We start from the raw sequence: 14,271 nt of genomic DNA, 5'->3' as shown, positions 1-14,271 counted from the left end.
ATGACCGCTGCAGCTCCCGAGCCCAAGGCGAATATGGGCCAATCCGTGCCGCGCTATGATGCGGCCGCAAAGGTCACGGGGCGGGCGACCTATGCCTCGGACATGCCGCTGGACAATCCGGCCTACGCATTCCTGGTCACCAGCGCCATCGCCAAGGGTCGTATCGACCGCTTCGACCTCGACGATGCCGGGCGCGTCCGCGGCGTGATCGACATCGTCACGCACGAGAACGCTCCGAAGCTGAAGGAATCGAAACTCTTCAGCAACGGCGGCTATGCCGGCACCACGATCCAGCCGCTGAAGTCGGCCGAAATCGCGCATGACGGCCAGATCATCGCCGTGGTCATCGCGGAGAGCTATGAGGCGGCGCGCGAGGCGGCCAATCGCGTCAAGGTCAGCTACACCGCGGCGGCGCCGAGCGCGAGCTTCGACTCGCCGGGGACGACCATGGCAGCCGCCAAGGGACAGAACGCGCAGTTCAAGGAAGACCCCGCGGTCGGCGACTTCGCCAAGGCGTTCGAGACGGCCGAGGTCAAGCTCACCGCTTCCTACGATACGCCGACGCAGCATCACAATCCGATGGAGCTGTTCACGACCAGCTGCGTGTGGATGGGCGACAATCTCGTCATCTACGAGGGCAGTCAGTACGTCTATGGCCTGAAGAACGGCGTGGCCGAGCAGCTCGGCATCGACGCCGACAAGGTGCGTGTGGTCAATCCATATGTCGGCGGCGGTTTTGGTTCGCGCGGCTCGATGACGCCCCGGACTGCCATCATCGCCGGCATTGCCAAGCGCCTGAACCGCCCGATCAAGCTGGTCCCGACACGCGACCAGGGCTTTACCATTGCGACCTATCGCGCCGAGACGCGGCATGAGATCAAGCTCGGTGCGAACCGGGACGGAAGGCTGGTCGCTTTGAGGCATGAGGGGGCCGAAGTCTCCTCGCGCCCCGACGCCTATTGCGTCGGCGGCACCAAGACGACGACGCGGCTCTATGCTTGCCCGAATGTGGACAGCCTGGTCTCGATCGTGCGCGCCGATCGCAATACGCCCGGCTTCATGCGATCGCCCCCTGAGGTGCCGTATTTGTTCGCGCTGGAGAGCGCGCTGGACGAGCTTGCGGTCAAGCTCGACATGGACCCGATCGAGCTTCGCCGCATCAACGACACCACGAACGAGCCGATCAACGGCAAGCCCTACACGTCGCGCTCGCTCATGGCCTGTTTCGACGAAGCCGCAAAAGCGTTCGGCTGGGCGCAACGCTCGCCTCAGCCGAAATCGATGTCGGACGGCGACTGGTTGATCGGCTACGGCTGCGCCGCGACCTGCTATCCGACGCAGATGGCGCCGTCCGCCGCGCGCGTGCGCCTGCAGCGCGACGGCCGCACCCGCGTCGAGATCGCCGGACACGAGATCGGCACCGGTGCTTATACCGTCATCGCCCAGACCGCGGCTGAGCGGCTCGGCGTACCGCTCGAGAAGGTGGCAGTCTTCATCGGTGACAGCGACCTGCCGCCGGCGCCGGTGGCGGGCGGTTCGAACTCGACCGCCAGCACCTGTTCTGCGGTGATGATGGTGTGCGACCAGATCCGCCAGCGCCTGTTCAAGGCGGTGATGCCGAGCGACAGCCTCGCCGACAAGGCCAAGGAGACCGTCGGCATCAGCCCGGCGCCGTCGACTCAGGCGGCGAGAGGCGATCGCTCCCTCGATCTCGACAAGGCCTTCGATGCGCTCGGCGTCGGCGTGGTCGAAGAGTATGGCGAGTGGAAGCCGGAGGGCGCGCCGCTGGATTCCTTCCAGGCCATGCACACGGGTCACGTGCGGTTGATCGGCGGTCACGCCATGAAAGACCAGATCGCCTACGCCTTCGGGGCGGAGTTCGTCGAGGTCCGCGTCAACCGCTTCACACACGAAATCCGCTGTCCCCGCCTGGTCGGCGCGTTCGCGGCGGGCAGAATCATGAATCCGCGCACCGCGCGCAGCCAGCTCATGGGCGGTCTGATCTGGGGCATGTCCTCGGCGCTGCTGGAGGCCACCGAGATCGACGAGCGCAATGCGCGCTACGTCAACGACAATCTTGCCGACTACCTCGTGCCCGTGAATGCCGATGTGCCCGGCGTCGAGGTGATCATGCTTTCCGAGCAGGACGACCATATCAACCTGGTGGGCGCAAAGGGCCTTGGCGAGCTTGCCAATGTCGGCACCAATGCTGCGGTCTGCAACGCGCTCTATCACGCCACCGGTCAGCGTATCCGCAAGCTGCCGGTGCGGCTGGAAAATATCGAGATCTAAGGGGTGGAAACGGCGACGGCGTTGGGTTAGACACCTCCCGCCTCAAACGGAAGGTGCCTTATGCAGCGTTTCCGGCGCGTGCTCCTCGCCCTGATGTCCGCACTCGCGATCACCGTGATCGCGGGCGTGTCGCATTTCGCTTCCACCACGGCCTCGGCCCAGACCGCAGGAAAGACCATGACCACAGCTTCAGGCTTGCAGATCATCGACTCCACCGTCGGCACCGGTGCTTCGCCGCAGCCCGGTCAGATCTGCGTGATGCACTATACCGGCTGGCTCTATGAGAACGGCCAGAAGGGCAAGAAATTCGACTCCTCGCTCGATCGCAAGGAGCCGTTCGAATTCCCGATCGGCAAGGGCCGCGTCATCGCCGGCTGGGACGAAGGCGTGGCCTCGATGAAGGTCGGCGGCAAGCGCACGCTGATCATCCCGCCGCAGCTCGGCTATGGCGCGCGCGGTGCCGGCGGCGTGATCCCGCCGAACGCGACGCTGATGTTCGACGTGGAATTGCTCGCGGTGAAGTGACGGCCTAGCCGTCATTCCGGGGCGGTGTGAAGCACCGACCCCGGAATCTCGAGATTCCGGGTTCGCTTCGCGCCCCGGAATGACGGCTCAAACAACAAGACCGGCCTGCCGGCCGGTCTTGTTCATTTTCGATCTTACGCGCGTTACTCTGCCGCGCGACGTGCCGCCGCGGCGGCGCGATCCATCGCATCCTTGGCGGCGTCCTTGGCATCGCCCATGGCCTGCTGACCCTTGCCCTTGACCTCCTGCACCGCGCCTTCGCCCTTCATGCGGTCGGATCCGGTGGCCTCGCCGACGCCCTGCTTGGCCTTGCCGATCGCCTCGTTGGCGTTGCCCTTGATCTTGTCGCTCGTGCTACCCATGAAACGCTCCTTCCATCTTGCTCGGTGCGACAACGCTCGGCAGCTGGCAGCGTTCCGATTTTGGTATGGCTTGCGGCTGCGCCTTTGGGTTAGTTTTGCCGCGCACGGAACCAACAGAAAGCAAGTCCAATGACCGGCCATGACCACTCGCATTCCCACCGTGACCACGATCACGACGATCGCTGGAAACATGACGGCGTGCGCGTCATTCCCGGCAACCAGCTCGATACCAATGTGCCGTCGACGCCAGGCATGGACCGCGCAGCCGCCATCAATTTCGCCCGCGTCGGGGCGCAGAAATTGTGGGCGGGCACGGTCAGCATCAAGCCGGATGCCAAGACCGGCGCGCATCATCACGGCCATCTCGAAAGCGTCATCTATGTGGTGAAGGGGAAGGCGCGGATGCGCTGGGGCGAGAGCCTGCAATTCACGGCGGAAGCCGGTCCCGGCGACTTCATTTTCGTCCCGCCCTATGTGCCGCACCAGGAGATCAATGCCAGCGCGGACGAGGTGCTGGAATGCGTTCTGGTGCGCAGCGACGGCGAGGCGGTGGCGATCAACCTCGACATCGAGCCAGTCGAGAAGCCCGAGACCGTGCTGTGGATCGACCCGGTGCACCGGGATCCCAACGAGAAGAAGTAAGACTCTTCAGGGGCGCGGGCGCGGCGCGATAGAACCCGCAGACCGGGATTCAAAAAATCGTCGGAAGCGGTGTCGGATGGCGGCCTGGTCGTCCGTCCTTGGGCAGAACCCCGCCCAAGGAGCTTCCAATGCCCAAGATGATCTTCGTCAGCCTGCCGGTGACCGACCTCAAGCGCGCGACCGCCTTCTACGAGGCGGTCGGCGCGGTCAAGAACCCGCAATTCAGCGACGAGACCGCGAGCTGCATGGTCTTTTCCGAGACCATTTTCGTCATGCTGCTGACCCACGACAAATTCCGCCAGTTCACGCCGAAGCCGATCGCGGACGCCAGGACTTCGAACCAGGTGCTGCTCTGCCTGTCCGCGGACAGCCGCAGCGATGTCGACGATATCGTCGCAAAGGCCGAGGCTGCGGGCGGGATGCCCGATCCCAGCCCGAAAGACGAATACAGCTTCATGTACGGCCGCAGCTTCGAGGATCCCGATGGTCATATGTGGGGCGTGAACTGGATGGACCTCGCGGCCGCCCCCCTGCAGCCCGACGTGGCGAACGCCTGATTCAAGCCCATCAAGACCTGAAGAGGAGCATTCACGATGTCCAAGCTCGTGCCCTGTATGTGGTTCAACGGCGATGCCGAGGACGCCGCAAAATTCTACGTCTCGCTGGTCCCGAACTCAGAGATCACGCACGTCCAGCGCAACGTTTCGGACGGGCCCTCCGGCAAGGAAGGCTCCGTGCTCGTGGTCGAGTTCACCGTGGCCGGACAGCCGCTGGTCGCGCTCAACGGCGGCATGAAGATGGAATACACCCACGCGATCTCGCTGATGATCCATTGCGACGACCAGGCCCAGGTCGACAGCGTCTGGAACGCGTTCCTCGCCCATGGCGGCAGGGAGGAGCAGTGCGGCTGGCTGAGGGATCGCTGGGGCGTGGCCTGGCAGGTGGTGCCGAAGGTGATCTTCGAGTTCCTGTCGAGCCCCGATAAGGCCGCGGCCGCGCGTGCGATGCAGGCCATGATGAAGATGGTGAAGCTGGACGTGGAAGCCTTGCGCCGCGCGTTCGAGGGCAAGTCGGCAGCGTGAAGGTCGGAATGCTCTCGTCATGAGATCGGTGTCATCGCCCGGCTTGATGTTCAGCCCGGGGACATGACCGACGGGTGTTCGGGGACATAGCCGACACATTCCCCGCTTTGCGCGGGGAATGACAGCAGAGTTTGTGGCCGCGGGCCGCCGCTAATAGTTGATCCTCAGCCCCACGCCGCCGTGGATCGTATTGCCCACCGGCTGCGGGCCCAGTGTGCCGTTGGCGAACAGGTCCACGATCCAGCCCTTCTGCACGCGGAAGCCGAGGCGGCCGCCATATTCGAACCAGCCCTGGTTGCCCATGGTCGGCACCACCACACCGTTGCCGGTCACCGTGGCGACGATGCCGCTATGGCTGGCGAACGACTGCACCCAGCCGCCATTGATGTTGGTCTCGATGTTGCTGCCGAACAGATGCGTCCACTGGCCGCCGATCTTGATGAGGCTGGTGCGGTCGGTGCCGGTCGCGATGCTGGCGTCGAATGGATTGAACGCCACTGCGCTGTCGGTGTAGCCCGACACACGTTGCCAGAGCTGCCAGACTTCGATCGAGGCCGCGACCTCGTCGCGCGGCGAGAAGCGGCTGATCCAGCCGGCACGGCCGTAGACGGCGTAGTTCGATGCGTTGGTCGAGCTCGTCACGCTGACCGGGCCGAGGCTGGTGTCGTAGCTGCGCGTGTAGCGTGCCTTCTCCCATGGCGTCAGAATGGTGCCGACATCGAAGAACGGGCGCGACGAGCCCCAGTCGGTGAAGTCATAGCGTAGCGCGAAGGCGCCGATCGGCGCGCTCGTGATCTTGTAGCCGCCTTCGTTGTATTGCGTGTAGGCGATGCCGGCGAGCAGCGACAGATTGTTGGTCAGCTCCTTGCGGCCGTGGATGCCGGCCGAGAACGAGCCGGCCGAGCCGAACGCGCTGATGCAATCGCTGCAATTGATCTGCTCGTTGACACCGAGCAGCACCGTGCCGAGCACCCGGTTGGTGATCATCTGGTTGAAGCGCTGATTGGCGAGGCCGCCGATCGAGTTGCCGCTGGAATCCGCACCGGTCGGCGTCGGGCTAGGAGACGGATAGGGCGACGGCGACGGCGAGGGATAGGGACTAGGCGAAGGGGAGGGCGTCGGGGACGGTGAATAGGTCGGCGTAGGCGACGGCTCGCTGCATTCGATCTCGCAGATCGCCTGGGCTGCCGCCGGAAGAACATCGAACGCGACAAGCGCAAGCGCCGCCACGGCGGAAAGCAAGCCGGCGAGGATGAGGCGCTTCAACGGGAGCTTCGCCATCGTCAACGCCCGCACAGCATGCCGTCGTCCTGGACGGCGGGCGTGATGGTCGGCGGGGCGCCGGCGTACTGGTTGATCGCGCACAACCCGGCGCTCGCGGCGCAGTTGGCGGCGAAGGTCCAGGGCGGCGTGTTGGTCTTGGTGATGCTCACCTTGCCGCCGGTCGATGTGATGATCGCGGTGTCGCCGGGCTGGGTGAGTTGCACGCACTGAGAGCTTTTCGTGCAGACGCTGGCTGCGCCGTCCTGAAGCACGACCACGGAGCGCCCGCGTTGCGAGAGAATGTCGAGTGTGGTGCCGCGCACGCCGATGGTCGCGAGCGGCGTCGTGATCTTGTAAGCGGCCTTTTCGGAGTGCCCGGTGACGAAGCGGAAGGCGCCGGTGGTCATGCGGATCGCGACGTCGCGATAGCTGTGCTCGTCGTTGAAGACGGTGCGGTCGAGCCTCAGCGTGGCGCTCGGCCCGAGCGACAGATTGGTGCTGTCGGCCATCACGAAACGCGCCGCGCTGTCGGCGCCGGTCCGCACGGTCTCGTCGCGCAGCATGCTGTCGCCGACATTGATCGGCGTCGTGGTCGCGGCGACGCGCACCACCTCGTTCTGGATCACGACGGCCTCGCCGACGCGCGTCTGCGCCTGGGCGCCGGACGCCGCGCAGATTGCGGCCGTGAGCAATATCGGGAAAAGCCAAAAACGCAAATTCATTTCGCAACCGATCGATGTGCCCCTGATCGTACCGGATCGCGCGCGCTTCTGATGTGGCGGAATTATCACAAGCGGCGCGGGACGTGCGTCATGCTTAGTGACAGCTGCGGCAGAATGCGTTCAATGACGAGAACCACTCTCTTTTTCTCAGCGGTGAAGCAGATTTGCCACGCAAGACGGCCCCACAAAAAATGCTCGAATCGCCCGCGGTTCCAGGGGTGTCGCGGAGCGCAGTGATTGCTGTCGCGATTTTCCTGGTTGCGCATCTGGCGCTGCTGATCGGTCTCACCACGCCGGAAAAATTCGTCTTCGACGAGGTGCATTACGTGCCGGCGGCGCGCCAGATGCTGGCGCCCGTGATGTCGCAGCCGATGCTCAATCCGATGCATCCGCCGCTGGCCAAGGAGCTGATCGCGGCATCGATCGCAACTTTCGGCGACAACGCGCTTGGCTGGCGTTATCCCGCGACATTGTTCGGCGCGCTCGCGATCGTCGCGATCTATCTGTGCGGTCTTGCGCTGTTTTCCGCGCAGGGGCCCGCGATCGCCGCGGCCCTGATCGCCGGCCTCAACCAGATGCTGTACGTGCAGGCGCGCATCGCAATGCTGGACATTTTTGCGCTCGGCTTTGGCCTGCTCGCGACCGCGGCCTTCATGCATGGGTTTCGCAGAGAGCGGCCCCAGGCGATGTTTGCGCTCGCGGGGTGCCTGTTCGGCTGTGCGGCGGCCTGCAAGTGGAGCGGCCTGTTTCCGCTTGGCGTGTGTATCGTCATCGTTGCGGTGATCCGCTTGATGCAGGGCTGGCGCACGCTGTTCGCCGACCCGAAGCCGGGCGATTGGTATCGGCCGGAGCTTTGGCCAAGCCTGAAGCTGCATCATATCGCGCTCTGCTTCGCGGTCTTGCCGACGGTGGCCTATCTTGCCGCCTTCGTTCCGCTCTATGGATTGTCGCTGCCGGATTTGATCGAGGCGCAGCGGCGGATCTTTGCCGACAACACCACGACGGCCATCGCCGGCCACACCTATGTGAGCGCATGGCCGTCCTGGCCGTTGCTCGCGCGGCCGGTGTGGTTCCTGTTCGACAAGACGACGGAGGACCACGTCGCCGCAATCGTCTTCCTCGGCAATCCGCTGGTAGCGTGGCCGGCGCTGCTCGCGCTCGTCGTGGTGCTGCGCGATTTCATCGTGGCGCGGCGCTGGGACGCGTTCCTGATCGCGGCATTTTATTTCGGTCCCTGGCTCGCCTGGGCGTTGCTGCCGCGCACCCTGGGTTTCATCTATTACTACCTGCCGGCTGCAACCGCAGCGTCGCTGGCGCTGGTCTACGTGCTGCGCCGGGAGGGGCTGCCGCGCTGGCTGCTGTGGGCTTATGTCGGCGTCGCCGCGGCCGCCTTTGCAATCATGCTGCCGATTTCCGCGGCCTTCATCGGCACCTCGATGAAGGGCTTCAACCGGCTGATGCTGTTCCAAAGCTGGATATGACATCGCCGCCTGCCGGGCTGCGGCAAGCGGCGTGTTTTGCCCGACGGTCGCGAGTTACTTCGCCGCCGTCTTGGTGTCCATGTTCACGACCTGGACGCGGCGGTTGATCGGGTCGGCGCCGTTGGCGGCATCCTTCAGCTTGGTCTTGCCGTAGCCGACGGTGACCAGATCATTGCCGTTGAGACCGTAGTTCTGCACCAGGTACTTCTTGATAGTGTCGGCGCGCCGTTCGGAGAGCCCTTGATTGTACTCTTCGCTGCCGATCGCGTCGGTGTGGCCGGCGACCACGAAGGTCGAGCCCTTGAGCGCCGGATCGGACAGAGCCTTGCCGAGCGCCTGCACCGAGGCCACCGACGTCTTGGCGATATCGGCCGAGTTGTAGTCGAACTGGATCTCCAGATCGATCTTCGGCTTGGTCGCAGCGAGCTCGGCGATCTGCTCGCGTTCGCCCGTCGAGAGCGACCTGGTCGATCGGTTGCGCACGGTGTTGAGGAAGGCGGCTTCCTTGGCCTGCGCGGTCGTGTCGGCCTGCGGACCGACGGAGAGGCCGCGGGTCACCGGCTTCGGCTTCAGCGCATCGACGATCTGGCTGGCGGAGATGTTGTTGTCGCCGGCCAGCGCAAGGCTCGCCGTCATCGACAGGGCTGCGGAGAGGGTTATCGCCTTCAGTCCAAAGAACTTATCAAAAAGGGTCATTGTCGTATCCTCGCTGTTACGCCCGATGGCGATTTGATGCCGCGAGCCTAGGGCAGGTTCAACGGCACTGACGTGATCTTGGTCACATTCGAAAGTGCGAGCCGAGCTCACTCTTGGTCGGGCTGGCTTGTTCGCGGTTTGCTTCGAACTGCTCCCGAGCGGGTTCCCGGAAATGCGCTTTCACCGATCGTCGCAAAGGCGTCGCGTCGCGGCCCGCCCGCGAACAAGAATTCGTCCAGAAGCCCGCCTAGCACGCGTCAATCATTCGACAATTTGTCCCCTCCGCGACAGGAGCCGAGTTCCGTCCAGTGCCGAGGCCAATTGACCATCAGCGTGACTATCAGTTCTATCGCAGCGGCCCTCCGGATCGGACACTGTCCCTGAGCTCAACGCCCATTTATATCGGCGCAGCGATGATCGCAGTGGCAATCCTGCTGTCGACGCTGATCTCGGGGCTGACCTCCCGCTATATCGGGCTCGAAGGGCCGACCGACGAGAACATGTGGCTGGTCGACCGCCTCACCGGCAGCGTTTATCGCTGCCAGGCGGAGGCACGCGGCAAGGCCGTGTGCGAGCCGGATGTCGCGACCGGAAGCCTCGGTGACCGGTCGAAGGCGCCGAAGGACGGCCGCTGATCCTGTCTTCGCAGCGCAGCAAGATAATTGTGTAGCGTCCACACTTTCGCTGTCACCCGCATCCGCGGCGATGATGGCCTGCACCAAGGACAACATGATGAAGTCCGCCGCCGCGATAGGCGGTACGCCAGATACCTCGGCCAAGATGGCGTCCAACAAGGAAATGGCCATGGCCAGCACCGACATGAGCAATGGCAAGATAAAGAGTGCCTGCATGCACTACATGAAATCGCAGAAAGCAATGATGGCGAAGTAGGCTTCGGCGCGTCATCCGCCGCGCTGTCAGCAGATGGCAGCGCGGTTTTTCTTTGGCCGCTCCCGCGGTCTTCTTTCCTCCTTCTTGTTGGCGCGAATCCCGCTACATTGCCTGCTGCAATGTCCCGTACGCCCAAACCGCTTCCACTCACCACGACACAGGCCCGGCGGATCTGGCTGCATGCCCAGCGGTTGGACGAGCGCATCCCGTTCGGCGACGGAGCGCAGGCCGTGGCGGACGCGGTCGCCCATCTCGGCTATGTGCAGATCGACACCATCAACGTCATCGAGCGGTGTCATCACCACATCCTGTTCAGCCGCATTCCGTCCTATCGTCGCGCCGATTTGGGCCAAGCCCAGAGCACCGACAAGAGCGTGTTCGAATACTGGACGCATGCGTTGTCCTACGTCCCGGCGAGCGATTTCCGCTTCTTCCTGCCGGCGATGCGCGAGCATCGGCGCGAGGGGCACAAATGGTTTGCTTCGGTGAAACCCGCCGACACGCGCAAGGTGATGCGGCTGCTGCGCGCCGGTCCGCTGACGATCCGCGACATCGATGACGACGTGCTGGTCGAGAAGGAGCATCTGTGGCAGAGCCGCAAGCCGTCGAAGCGGGCGTTGCAGCTCGCCTTCTATACCGGCGCCGTGACCATCAGTGAGCGCCAGGGCATGCTCAAGACGTACGAGCTGATGACGCGCCATTTCGGCTGGGACAAGCTGCCGAAGGCGGCGTCGGCTGGGGAGATCACGGCCTATCTGCTCGACCGCGCGCTGCGCTCGCAGGGCGTGGTCAGCCTCGATTCGGTCTGCCATCTCGACGCGCCGCGCAAGAAGCCGGTCGCGCGCCTGATCGCCTCGCGCGTCCGCCGCGGCGAGCTCCTGCCTGTTACGATCGAGGGCGCCGGCAAGCAGGAGCACTGGGCCTCGCCCGCAGCGTTGGAGCCGCATGAGGTATCGCCCGATCTCGTCCACATTCTTTCGCCGTTCGATCCCCTGATCATCCAGCGCAAGCGCACCAATCTGATCTTCGGCTACAACCACCTGTTCGAAGCCTATGTGCCGAAGGCCAAGCGCAAATTCGGCTACTTCGCGCTGCCCGTGCTGGTCGGCGACGAGATCGTAGCCGCGCTCGATCTCAAGACCGATCGGCAGGCGAAGAAGCTGTTGATGCAGAAATGGACCTGGGTCGGGCAGGGCAAGAAGACGGCGGGACGAAAGGAGCTCGAGCGCAAGATCGAGGACGAGCTCGATCGCTTCGAGCGGTTTCAATTGGCGGAGTGAGACGCCTTCTGCGTCGGCGCAATGGCTTGATCCGGCTGCGCCCCGTGCATTGCTCGCTCCATTGACTCTTTGCCCGCGATGCTCAAAACCGGCCACTCGGCCCACAAAAGCAACAACCCCGGGGGGAAGCCATGAGCCAGACCACCTATGCCGGTTCCGCCGGCGGCGCCAAGAGCGCCAGCAAGGGCGCCAGCAAGAGCGACATCGAAACCTCGACCATCCGCGCCATCTCCTGGCGCCTGATTCCGTTCCTGGTGCTGGCCTACTTCTTCTCCTATCTCGACCGCGTCAATCTCGGCTTCGCCGCGCTGACCATGAACGCCGAGCTGAAATTCACGCCGCTGATCTTCTCCTGGGGCGCCGGCATCTTCTTCATCGGCTATTTCATCTTCGAGGTGCCGAGCAACCTCGCGCTGGAAAGATTCGGCGCGAGCCGCTGGATCGCCCGCATCATGGTGACCTGGGGCATCATCTCGGCGCTGATGGCGGTGGTGAGCGGCGTCACCAGCTTCTACGTGCTGCGCTTCCTGCTCGGCGTCGCCGAGGCCGGCTTCTTCCCCGGCATCATCCTCTATCTCACTTATTGGTACCCGGCCGAATATCGCGCCCGCTTCCTCGCGGCCTTCGCCATCGCGGTGCCGGTCTCGACCGTGATCGGCGCGCCGATCTCGGGCCTCTTGCTCGGGCTCGACGGCATGATGGGGCTGAAGGGCTGGCAGTGGCTGTTCATCATCGAGGGCATCCCCTCGGTGCTGCTCGGCATCGTCACCTGGTTCTATCTCACCGACAAGCCGGAGAAGGCGGACTGGCTCTCTTGCGAGCAGAAGGCCTGGCTCAAGGCGAAGCTCGATGCCGAGATCGCCATCAAGCAGGCCGTGAAGCATCCCTCGCTGGGCGAAGCCTTGTCCTCGCCGAAGGTGATCGCGCTCAGCCTGATCTATTTCGGCTTTGTCGGTGCGCTCTATGGCATGCAGTTCTGGCTGCCGCAGATCGTCAAGGCGTTCGGCCTCACCAACGCGCAGACCGGCTTCGTCACCGCGATCCCCTATCTGTTCGGCACCATCGCCATGATCCTGTGGGCGCGGCATTCGGATGCGAGCCGCGAGCGCGTCATGCATGTCGGTGCCCCGCTGCTGCTCACCGCCGTCGCGCTCGGCGTCTCCTCCTATCTCACCGATCCCATCCTCACGATGGTGGTGCTGACGGTGGCCGCGGTCGGCGTGTTCTGCTGCTTCGGCGTGTTCTGGACCCTGCCGACCGCCTGGCTCTCCGGCACGGCGGCGGCCGGCGCCATCGCCCTGATCAACTCGATCGGCAATCTCGCCGGCTTCGGCGGTCCCTATCTGATCGGCTGGGTCAAGGAGGCCACCGGCCAGACCTCGACCGGCCTCCTGGTGCTCGCGGTGCTGCCGTTGATCGCCGGGATCCTCGTCTTCGCCGGCGGCCACGACAGCAAGCACGAGTTCAGCGAACAGAAGCGGTGAGGGCGAAACCCACCGCTGCGTAGATCCTATGGGTGACGGGTGGTCTAGGCGCCATCCGGGCACCCGCCTGGCAACGGTCCTCTGAAACGCTCACCAGCCTTGACGATCACGCTTTCCTGATGACTGACGATTATTGACTTTTATCAGTGATTAGTCGACATTCCTCTCATTCGAGATGCTAGGAGTGTCCTTCGATGTTCGTCCGGTCCGTTTTGTCGAGCTATTCCAGGCTGTTGGCAGGTGTGTCGCTGGCCCTGATGGCCGCGAGCCTCGCCGGATGCAATGATACCGTCGCCGAGAAGGCCGAGCCCCCACGGCCGGTCCTGGTCGCGACCGCGCATTATGATGCCGAAACTCCGGAGCGCAGCTTCGTCGGGACCATCAAGCCGCGGATCGAAAGCGATCTCGGCTTCCGCGTCGCCGGCAAGGTGGCAAAGCGCCTGGTCGAAGTCGGCCAGACGGTCGAGGTCGGCCAGCCGCTGGCCACCCTCGACGAGGTCGACCTGAAGCTCCAGGCCGAGCAGGCGGTGGCGGAGCAGACCGCCGCAACCGGCGTGCTGGCCCAGGCCGCTGCCGCCGAGCAGCGCGCCAAGGATCTGAAGGCGAAGGGCTGGACCACGGATGCGCAGCTGGATTCGAGCCGTGCGGCCGCCGACGAGGCCCGCGCGCGCCTCGATCGCGCCGTTCGCTCGGTCGAGCTGACCAAGAATTCCCTTTCCTACGCGACGCTTGTTGCCGACGCCCGCGGCGTCGTCACCGCAACGCTGATCGAGCCCGGCCAGGTGGTCGCCGCGGGCCAGGCTTCGATCCGTGTCGCCCGCTTTGCCGAGAAGGAAGCGGTCGTCGCGATCCCTGAGACGCTGGTTGGACGCGCCAAGTCGGGCGTCGCCAGCGTCACTCTTTGGTCCGAGCCGGATAAGAAATATGCGGCCAAGCTGCGCGAGATCGCGCCGGCCGCCGACCCGGCCACGCGCACCTATCTGGCAAAGTTCTCGCTGCCCGAGGCGGACGACAAGGTCGCGCTCGGCATGACCGCGACGCTGACGCTGTCTGACGCCGCAACCGAGCGCGTCGCCCGGCTGCCCCTGTCGGCGCTGTTCAACGAAGGCGGCAAGCCGTCCTTCTTCGTTGTCGACGACAATGGCTCCGTCACCTTGAGGCCGGTCGCAGTGAAGTCCTACGAGAGCAACGACGTGCTCATCACCGGCGGTGTCGAAGAGGGCGCCAAGATCGTCGCCCTCGGCGTGCAGAAGCTCGATCCGAGCCAGCGGGTGCGGATCGTGTCGTCCCTGAGTTTCTAGTTCCCGTCATTCCGGGGCGCGCGTAGCGCGAACTACCGTGCGCAATTGCGCCCCTGAGAATCTCGAGATTCCGGGTCTGGTCCTTCGGACCATCCCGGAATGACAAGGAAATTGAGTTCCGTCGTGTGAGGTGAGTTTCGGCCTTTGTCCCTAAGCAAAGGCTGAAGCGGCGAAGCGATCCAGAACCTGCCCAGCCCCCTGGATTTGCTTCGCTGCCTCGCGACGACGGTTCGAACAGAGCGGCTGTGGT

General features: G+C 64.3%; 15 protein-coding genes. 11 read left to right on the top strand and 4 right to left on the bottom strand.

Annotated features, from left to right (window positions below):
- The gene (locus tag BRAD3257_RS30100; RefSeq protein WP_122404898.1) at positions 1 to 2,292 is read left to right on the top strand and encodes a xanthine dehydrogenase family protein molybdopterin-binding subunit; all 2,292 of its coding nucleotides are present in this window, start codon (positions 1 to 3) and stop codon (positions 2,290 to 2,292) included.
- 60 nt (positions 2,293 to 2,352) lie between these two features.
- Complete coding sequence (locus BRAD3257_RS30095) at positions 2,353 to 2,817, top strand: FKBP-type peptidyl-prolyl cis-trans isomerase (RefSeq protein ID WP_122404897.1); 465 nt, start codon at positions 2,353 to 2,355, stop codon at positions 2,815 to 2,817.
- A gap of 143 nt (positions 2,818 to 2,960) precedes the next feature.
- On the opposite strand, the gene BRAD3257_RS30090 is transcribed toward BRAD3257_RS30095, so the two are convergent.
- The gene (locus BRAD3257_RS30090; protein ID WP_122404896.1) at positions 2,961 to 3,179 is read right to left on the bottom strand and encodes a CsbD family protein; all 219 of its coding nucleotides are present in this window, start codon (positions 3,177 to 3,179) and stop codon (positions 2,961 to 2,963) included.
- Positions 3,180 to 3,308: 129 nt separating this feature from the next.
- Between BRAD3257_RS30090 and BRAD3257_RS30085 the strand changes: the two genes are divergently transcribed.
- The 3 genes from BRAD3257_RS30085 (at position 3,309) to BRAD3257_RS30075 (ending at position 4,903) form a co-directional block, all read left to right on the top strand.
- Entirely contained in the window at positions 3,309 to 3,821 is a 513-nt protein-coding gene (locus tag BRAD3257_RS30085; protein WP_122404895.1) for a cupin domain-containing protein, read from the top strand.
- A 128-nt stretch (positions 3,822 to 3,949) separates the two neighbouring features.
- Positions 3,950 to 4,378, top strand: coding sequence for a VOC family protein (locus BRAD3257_RS30080; RefSeq protein WP_122404894.1), 429 nt, complete (start codon positions 3,950 to 3,952; stop codon positions 4,376 to 4,378).
- 36 nt (positions 4,379 to 4,414) lie between these two features.
- Positions 4,415 to 4,903, top strand: coding sequence for a VOC family protein (locus BRAD3257_RS30075; protein WP_122404893.1), 489 nt, complete (start codon positions 4,415 to 4,417; stop codon positions 4,901 to 4,903).
- 150 nt (positions 4,904 to 5,053) lie between these two features.
- Here BRAD3257_RS30075 and BRAD3257_RS30070 read toward each other — a convergent pair whose 3' ends face one another.
- Both BRAD3257_RS30070 and BRAD3257_RS30065 read right to left on the bottom strand, forming a co-directional pair.
- On the bottom strand, positions 5,054 to 6,184 hold the full coding sequence (locus BRAD3257_RS30070) for a hypothetical protein (protein WP_162500412.1): 1,131 nt from the start codon (positions 6,182 to 6,184) through the stop codon (positions 5,054 to 5,056).
- Positions 6,185 to 6,186: 2 nt separating this feature from the next.
- Positions 6,187 to 6,888: a FecR family protein gene (locus tag BRAD3257_RS30065; protein ID WP_162500411.1), complete on the bottom strand. Its 702-nt coding sequence runs from the start codon at positions 6,886 to 6,888 to the stop codon at positions 6,187 to 6,189.
- Between the two features lie 191 nt (positions 6,889 to 7,079).
- On the opposite strand from BRAD3257_RS30065, the gene BRAD3257_RS30060 reads away from it, so the two are divergent.
- Entirely contained in the window at positions 7,080 to 8,369 is a 1,290-nt protein-coding gene (locus BRAD3257_RS30060) for a phospholipid carrier-dependent glycosyltransferase (protein WP_122404890.1), read from the top strand.
- 54 nt (positions 8,370 to 8,423) lie between these two features.
- Here the strand turns inward: BRAD3257_RS30060 and BRAD3257_RS30055 are convergent, their stop codons facing one another.
- Entirely contained in the window at positions 8,424 to 9,065 is a 642-nt protein-coding gene (locus BRAD3257_RS30055) for an OmpA family protein (RefSeq protein WP_122404889.1), read from the bottom strand.
- Positions 9,066 to 9,478: 413 nt separating this feature from the next.
- On the opposite strand from BRAD3257_RS30055, the gene BRAD3257_RS30050 reads away from it, so the two are divergent.
- The 5 genes from BRAD3257_RS30050 to BRAD3257_RS30030 all read left to right on the top strand — a co-directional run bounded on the left by BRAD3257_RS30050 (position 9,479) and on the right by BRAD3257_RS30030 (position 14,021).
- Positions 9,479 to 9,700: a hypothetical protein gene (locus BRAD3257_RS30050; RefSeq protein WP_122404888.1), complete on the top strand. Its 222-nt coding sequence runs from the start codon at positions 9,479 to 9,481 to the stop codon at positions 9,698 to 9,700.
- Between the two features lie 49 nt (positions 9,701 to 9,749).
- Positions 9,750 to 9,956 carry a hypothetical protein gene (locus BRAD3257_RS30045; RefSeq protein ID WP_122406830.1) on the top strand — a complete coding sequence of 69 codons (207 nt, stop codon included), beginning with the start codon at positions 9,750 to 9,752 and terminating at the stop codon, positions 9,954 to 9,956.
- Between the two features lie 119 nt (positions 9,957 to 10,075).
- Complete coding sequence (locus BRAD3257_RS30040; protein ID WP_122404887.1) at positions 10,076 to 11,236, top strand: winged helix-turn-helix domain-containing protein; 1,161 nt, start codon at positions 10,076 to 10,078, stop codon at positions 11,234 to 11,236.
- A gap of 131 nt (positions 11,237 to 11,367) precedes the next feature.
- Positions 11,368 to 12,720, top strand: coding sequence for an MFS transporter (locus BRAD3257_RS30035; protein ID WP_122404886.1), 1,353 nt, complete (start codon positions 11,368 to 11,370; stop codon positions 12,718 to 12,720).
- A gap of 194 nt (positions 12,721 to 12,914) precedes the next feature.
- A complete protein-coding gene (locus tag BRAD3257_RS30030; RefSeq protein WP_122404885.1) occupies positions 12,915 to 14,021 on the top strand; it encodes an efflux RND transporter periplasmic adaptor subunit in 1,107 nt (368 codons plus the stop codon).
- Positions 14,022 to 14,271: the final 250 nt, after the last annotated feature.

The organism is Bradyrhizobium vignae (assembly GCF_900324035.1).
GTDB lineage: Bacteria > Pseudomonadota > Alphaproteobacteria > Rhizobiales > Xanthobacteraceae > Bradyrhizobium > Bradyrhizobium vignae.
The sequence above is the reverse complement of the archived record's forward strand: the minus strand, read 5'-3'. Positions and strand labels throughout refer to the sequence as shown.

Excerpts from the sequence above, each read along its gene's own strand:
- BRAD3257_RS30085 (WP_122404895.1), top strand. The coding sequence starts at position 3,309 with ATGACCGGCCATGACCACTCGCATTCCCACCGTGACCACGATCACGAC.
- BRAD3257_RS30070 (WP_162500412.1), bottom strand. The coding sequence starts at position 6,184 with ATGGCGAAGCTCCCGTTGAAGCGCCTCATCCTCGCCGGCTTGCTTTCC.
- BRAD3257_RS30050 (WP_122404888.1), top strand. The coding sequence starts at position 9,479 with ATGATCGCAGTGGCAATCCTGCTGTCGACGCTGATCTCGGGGCTGACC.
- BRAD3257_RS30040 (WP_122404887.1), top strand. The coding sequence starts at position 10,076 with ATGTCCCGTACGCCCAAACCGCTTCCACTCACCACGACACAGGCCCGG.
- BRAD3257_RS30065 (WP_162500411.1), bottom strand. The coding sequence starts at position 6,888 with ATGAATTTGCGTTTTTGGCTTTTCCCGATATTGCTCACGGCCGCAATC.
- BRAD3257_RS30090 (WP_122404896.1), bottom strand. The coding sequence starts at position 3,179 with ATGGGTAGCACGAGCGACAAGATCAAGGGCAACGCCAACGAGGCGATC.
- BRAD3257_RS30055 (WP_122404889.1), bottom strand. The coding sequence starts at position 9,065 with ATGACCCTTTTTGATAAGTTCTTTGGACTGAAGGCGATAACCCTCTCC.
- BRAD3257_RS30075 (WP_122404893.1), top strand. The coding sequence starts at position 4,415 with ATGTCCAAGCTCGTGCCCTGTATGTGGTTCAACGGCGATGCCGAGGAC.
- BRAD3257_RS30095 (WP_122404897.1), top strand. The coding sequence starts at position 2,353 with ATGCAGCGTTTCCGGCGCGTGCTCCTCGCCCTGATGTCCGCACTCGCG.
- BRAD3257_RS30100 (WP_122404898.1), top strand. The coding sequence starts at position 1 with ATGACCGCTGCAGCTCCCGAGCCCAAGGCGAATATGGGCCAATCCGTG.
- BRAD3257_RS30030 (WP_122404885.1), top strand. The coding sequence starts at position 12,915 with ATGTTCGTCCGGTCCGTTTTGTCGAGCTATTCCAGGCTGTTGGCAGGT.
- BRAD3257_RS30035 (WP_122404886.1), top strand. The coding sequence starts at position 11,368 with ATGAGCCAGACCACCTATGCCGGTTCCGCCGGCGGCGCCAAGAGCGCC.
- BRAD3257_RS30060 (WP_122404890.1), top strand. The coding sequence starts at position 7,080 with ATGCTCGAATCGCCCGCGGTTCCAGGGGTGTCGCGGAGCGCAGTGATT.
- BRAD3257_RS30080 (WP_122404894.1), top strand. The coding sequence starts at position 3,950 with ATGCCCAAGATGATCTTCGTCAGCCTGCCGGTGACCGACCTCAAGCGC.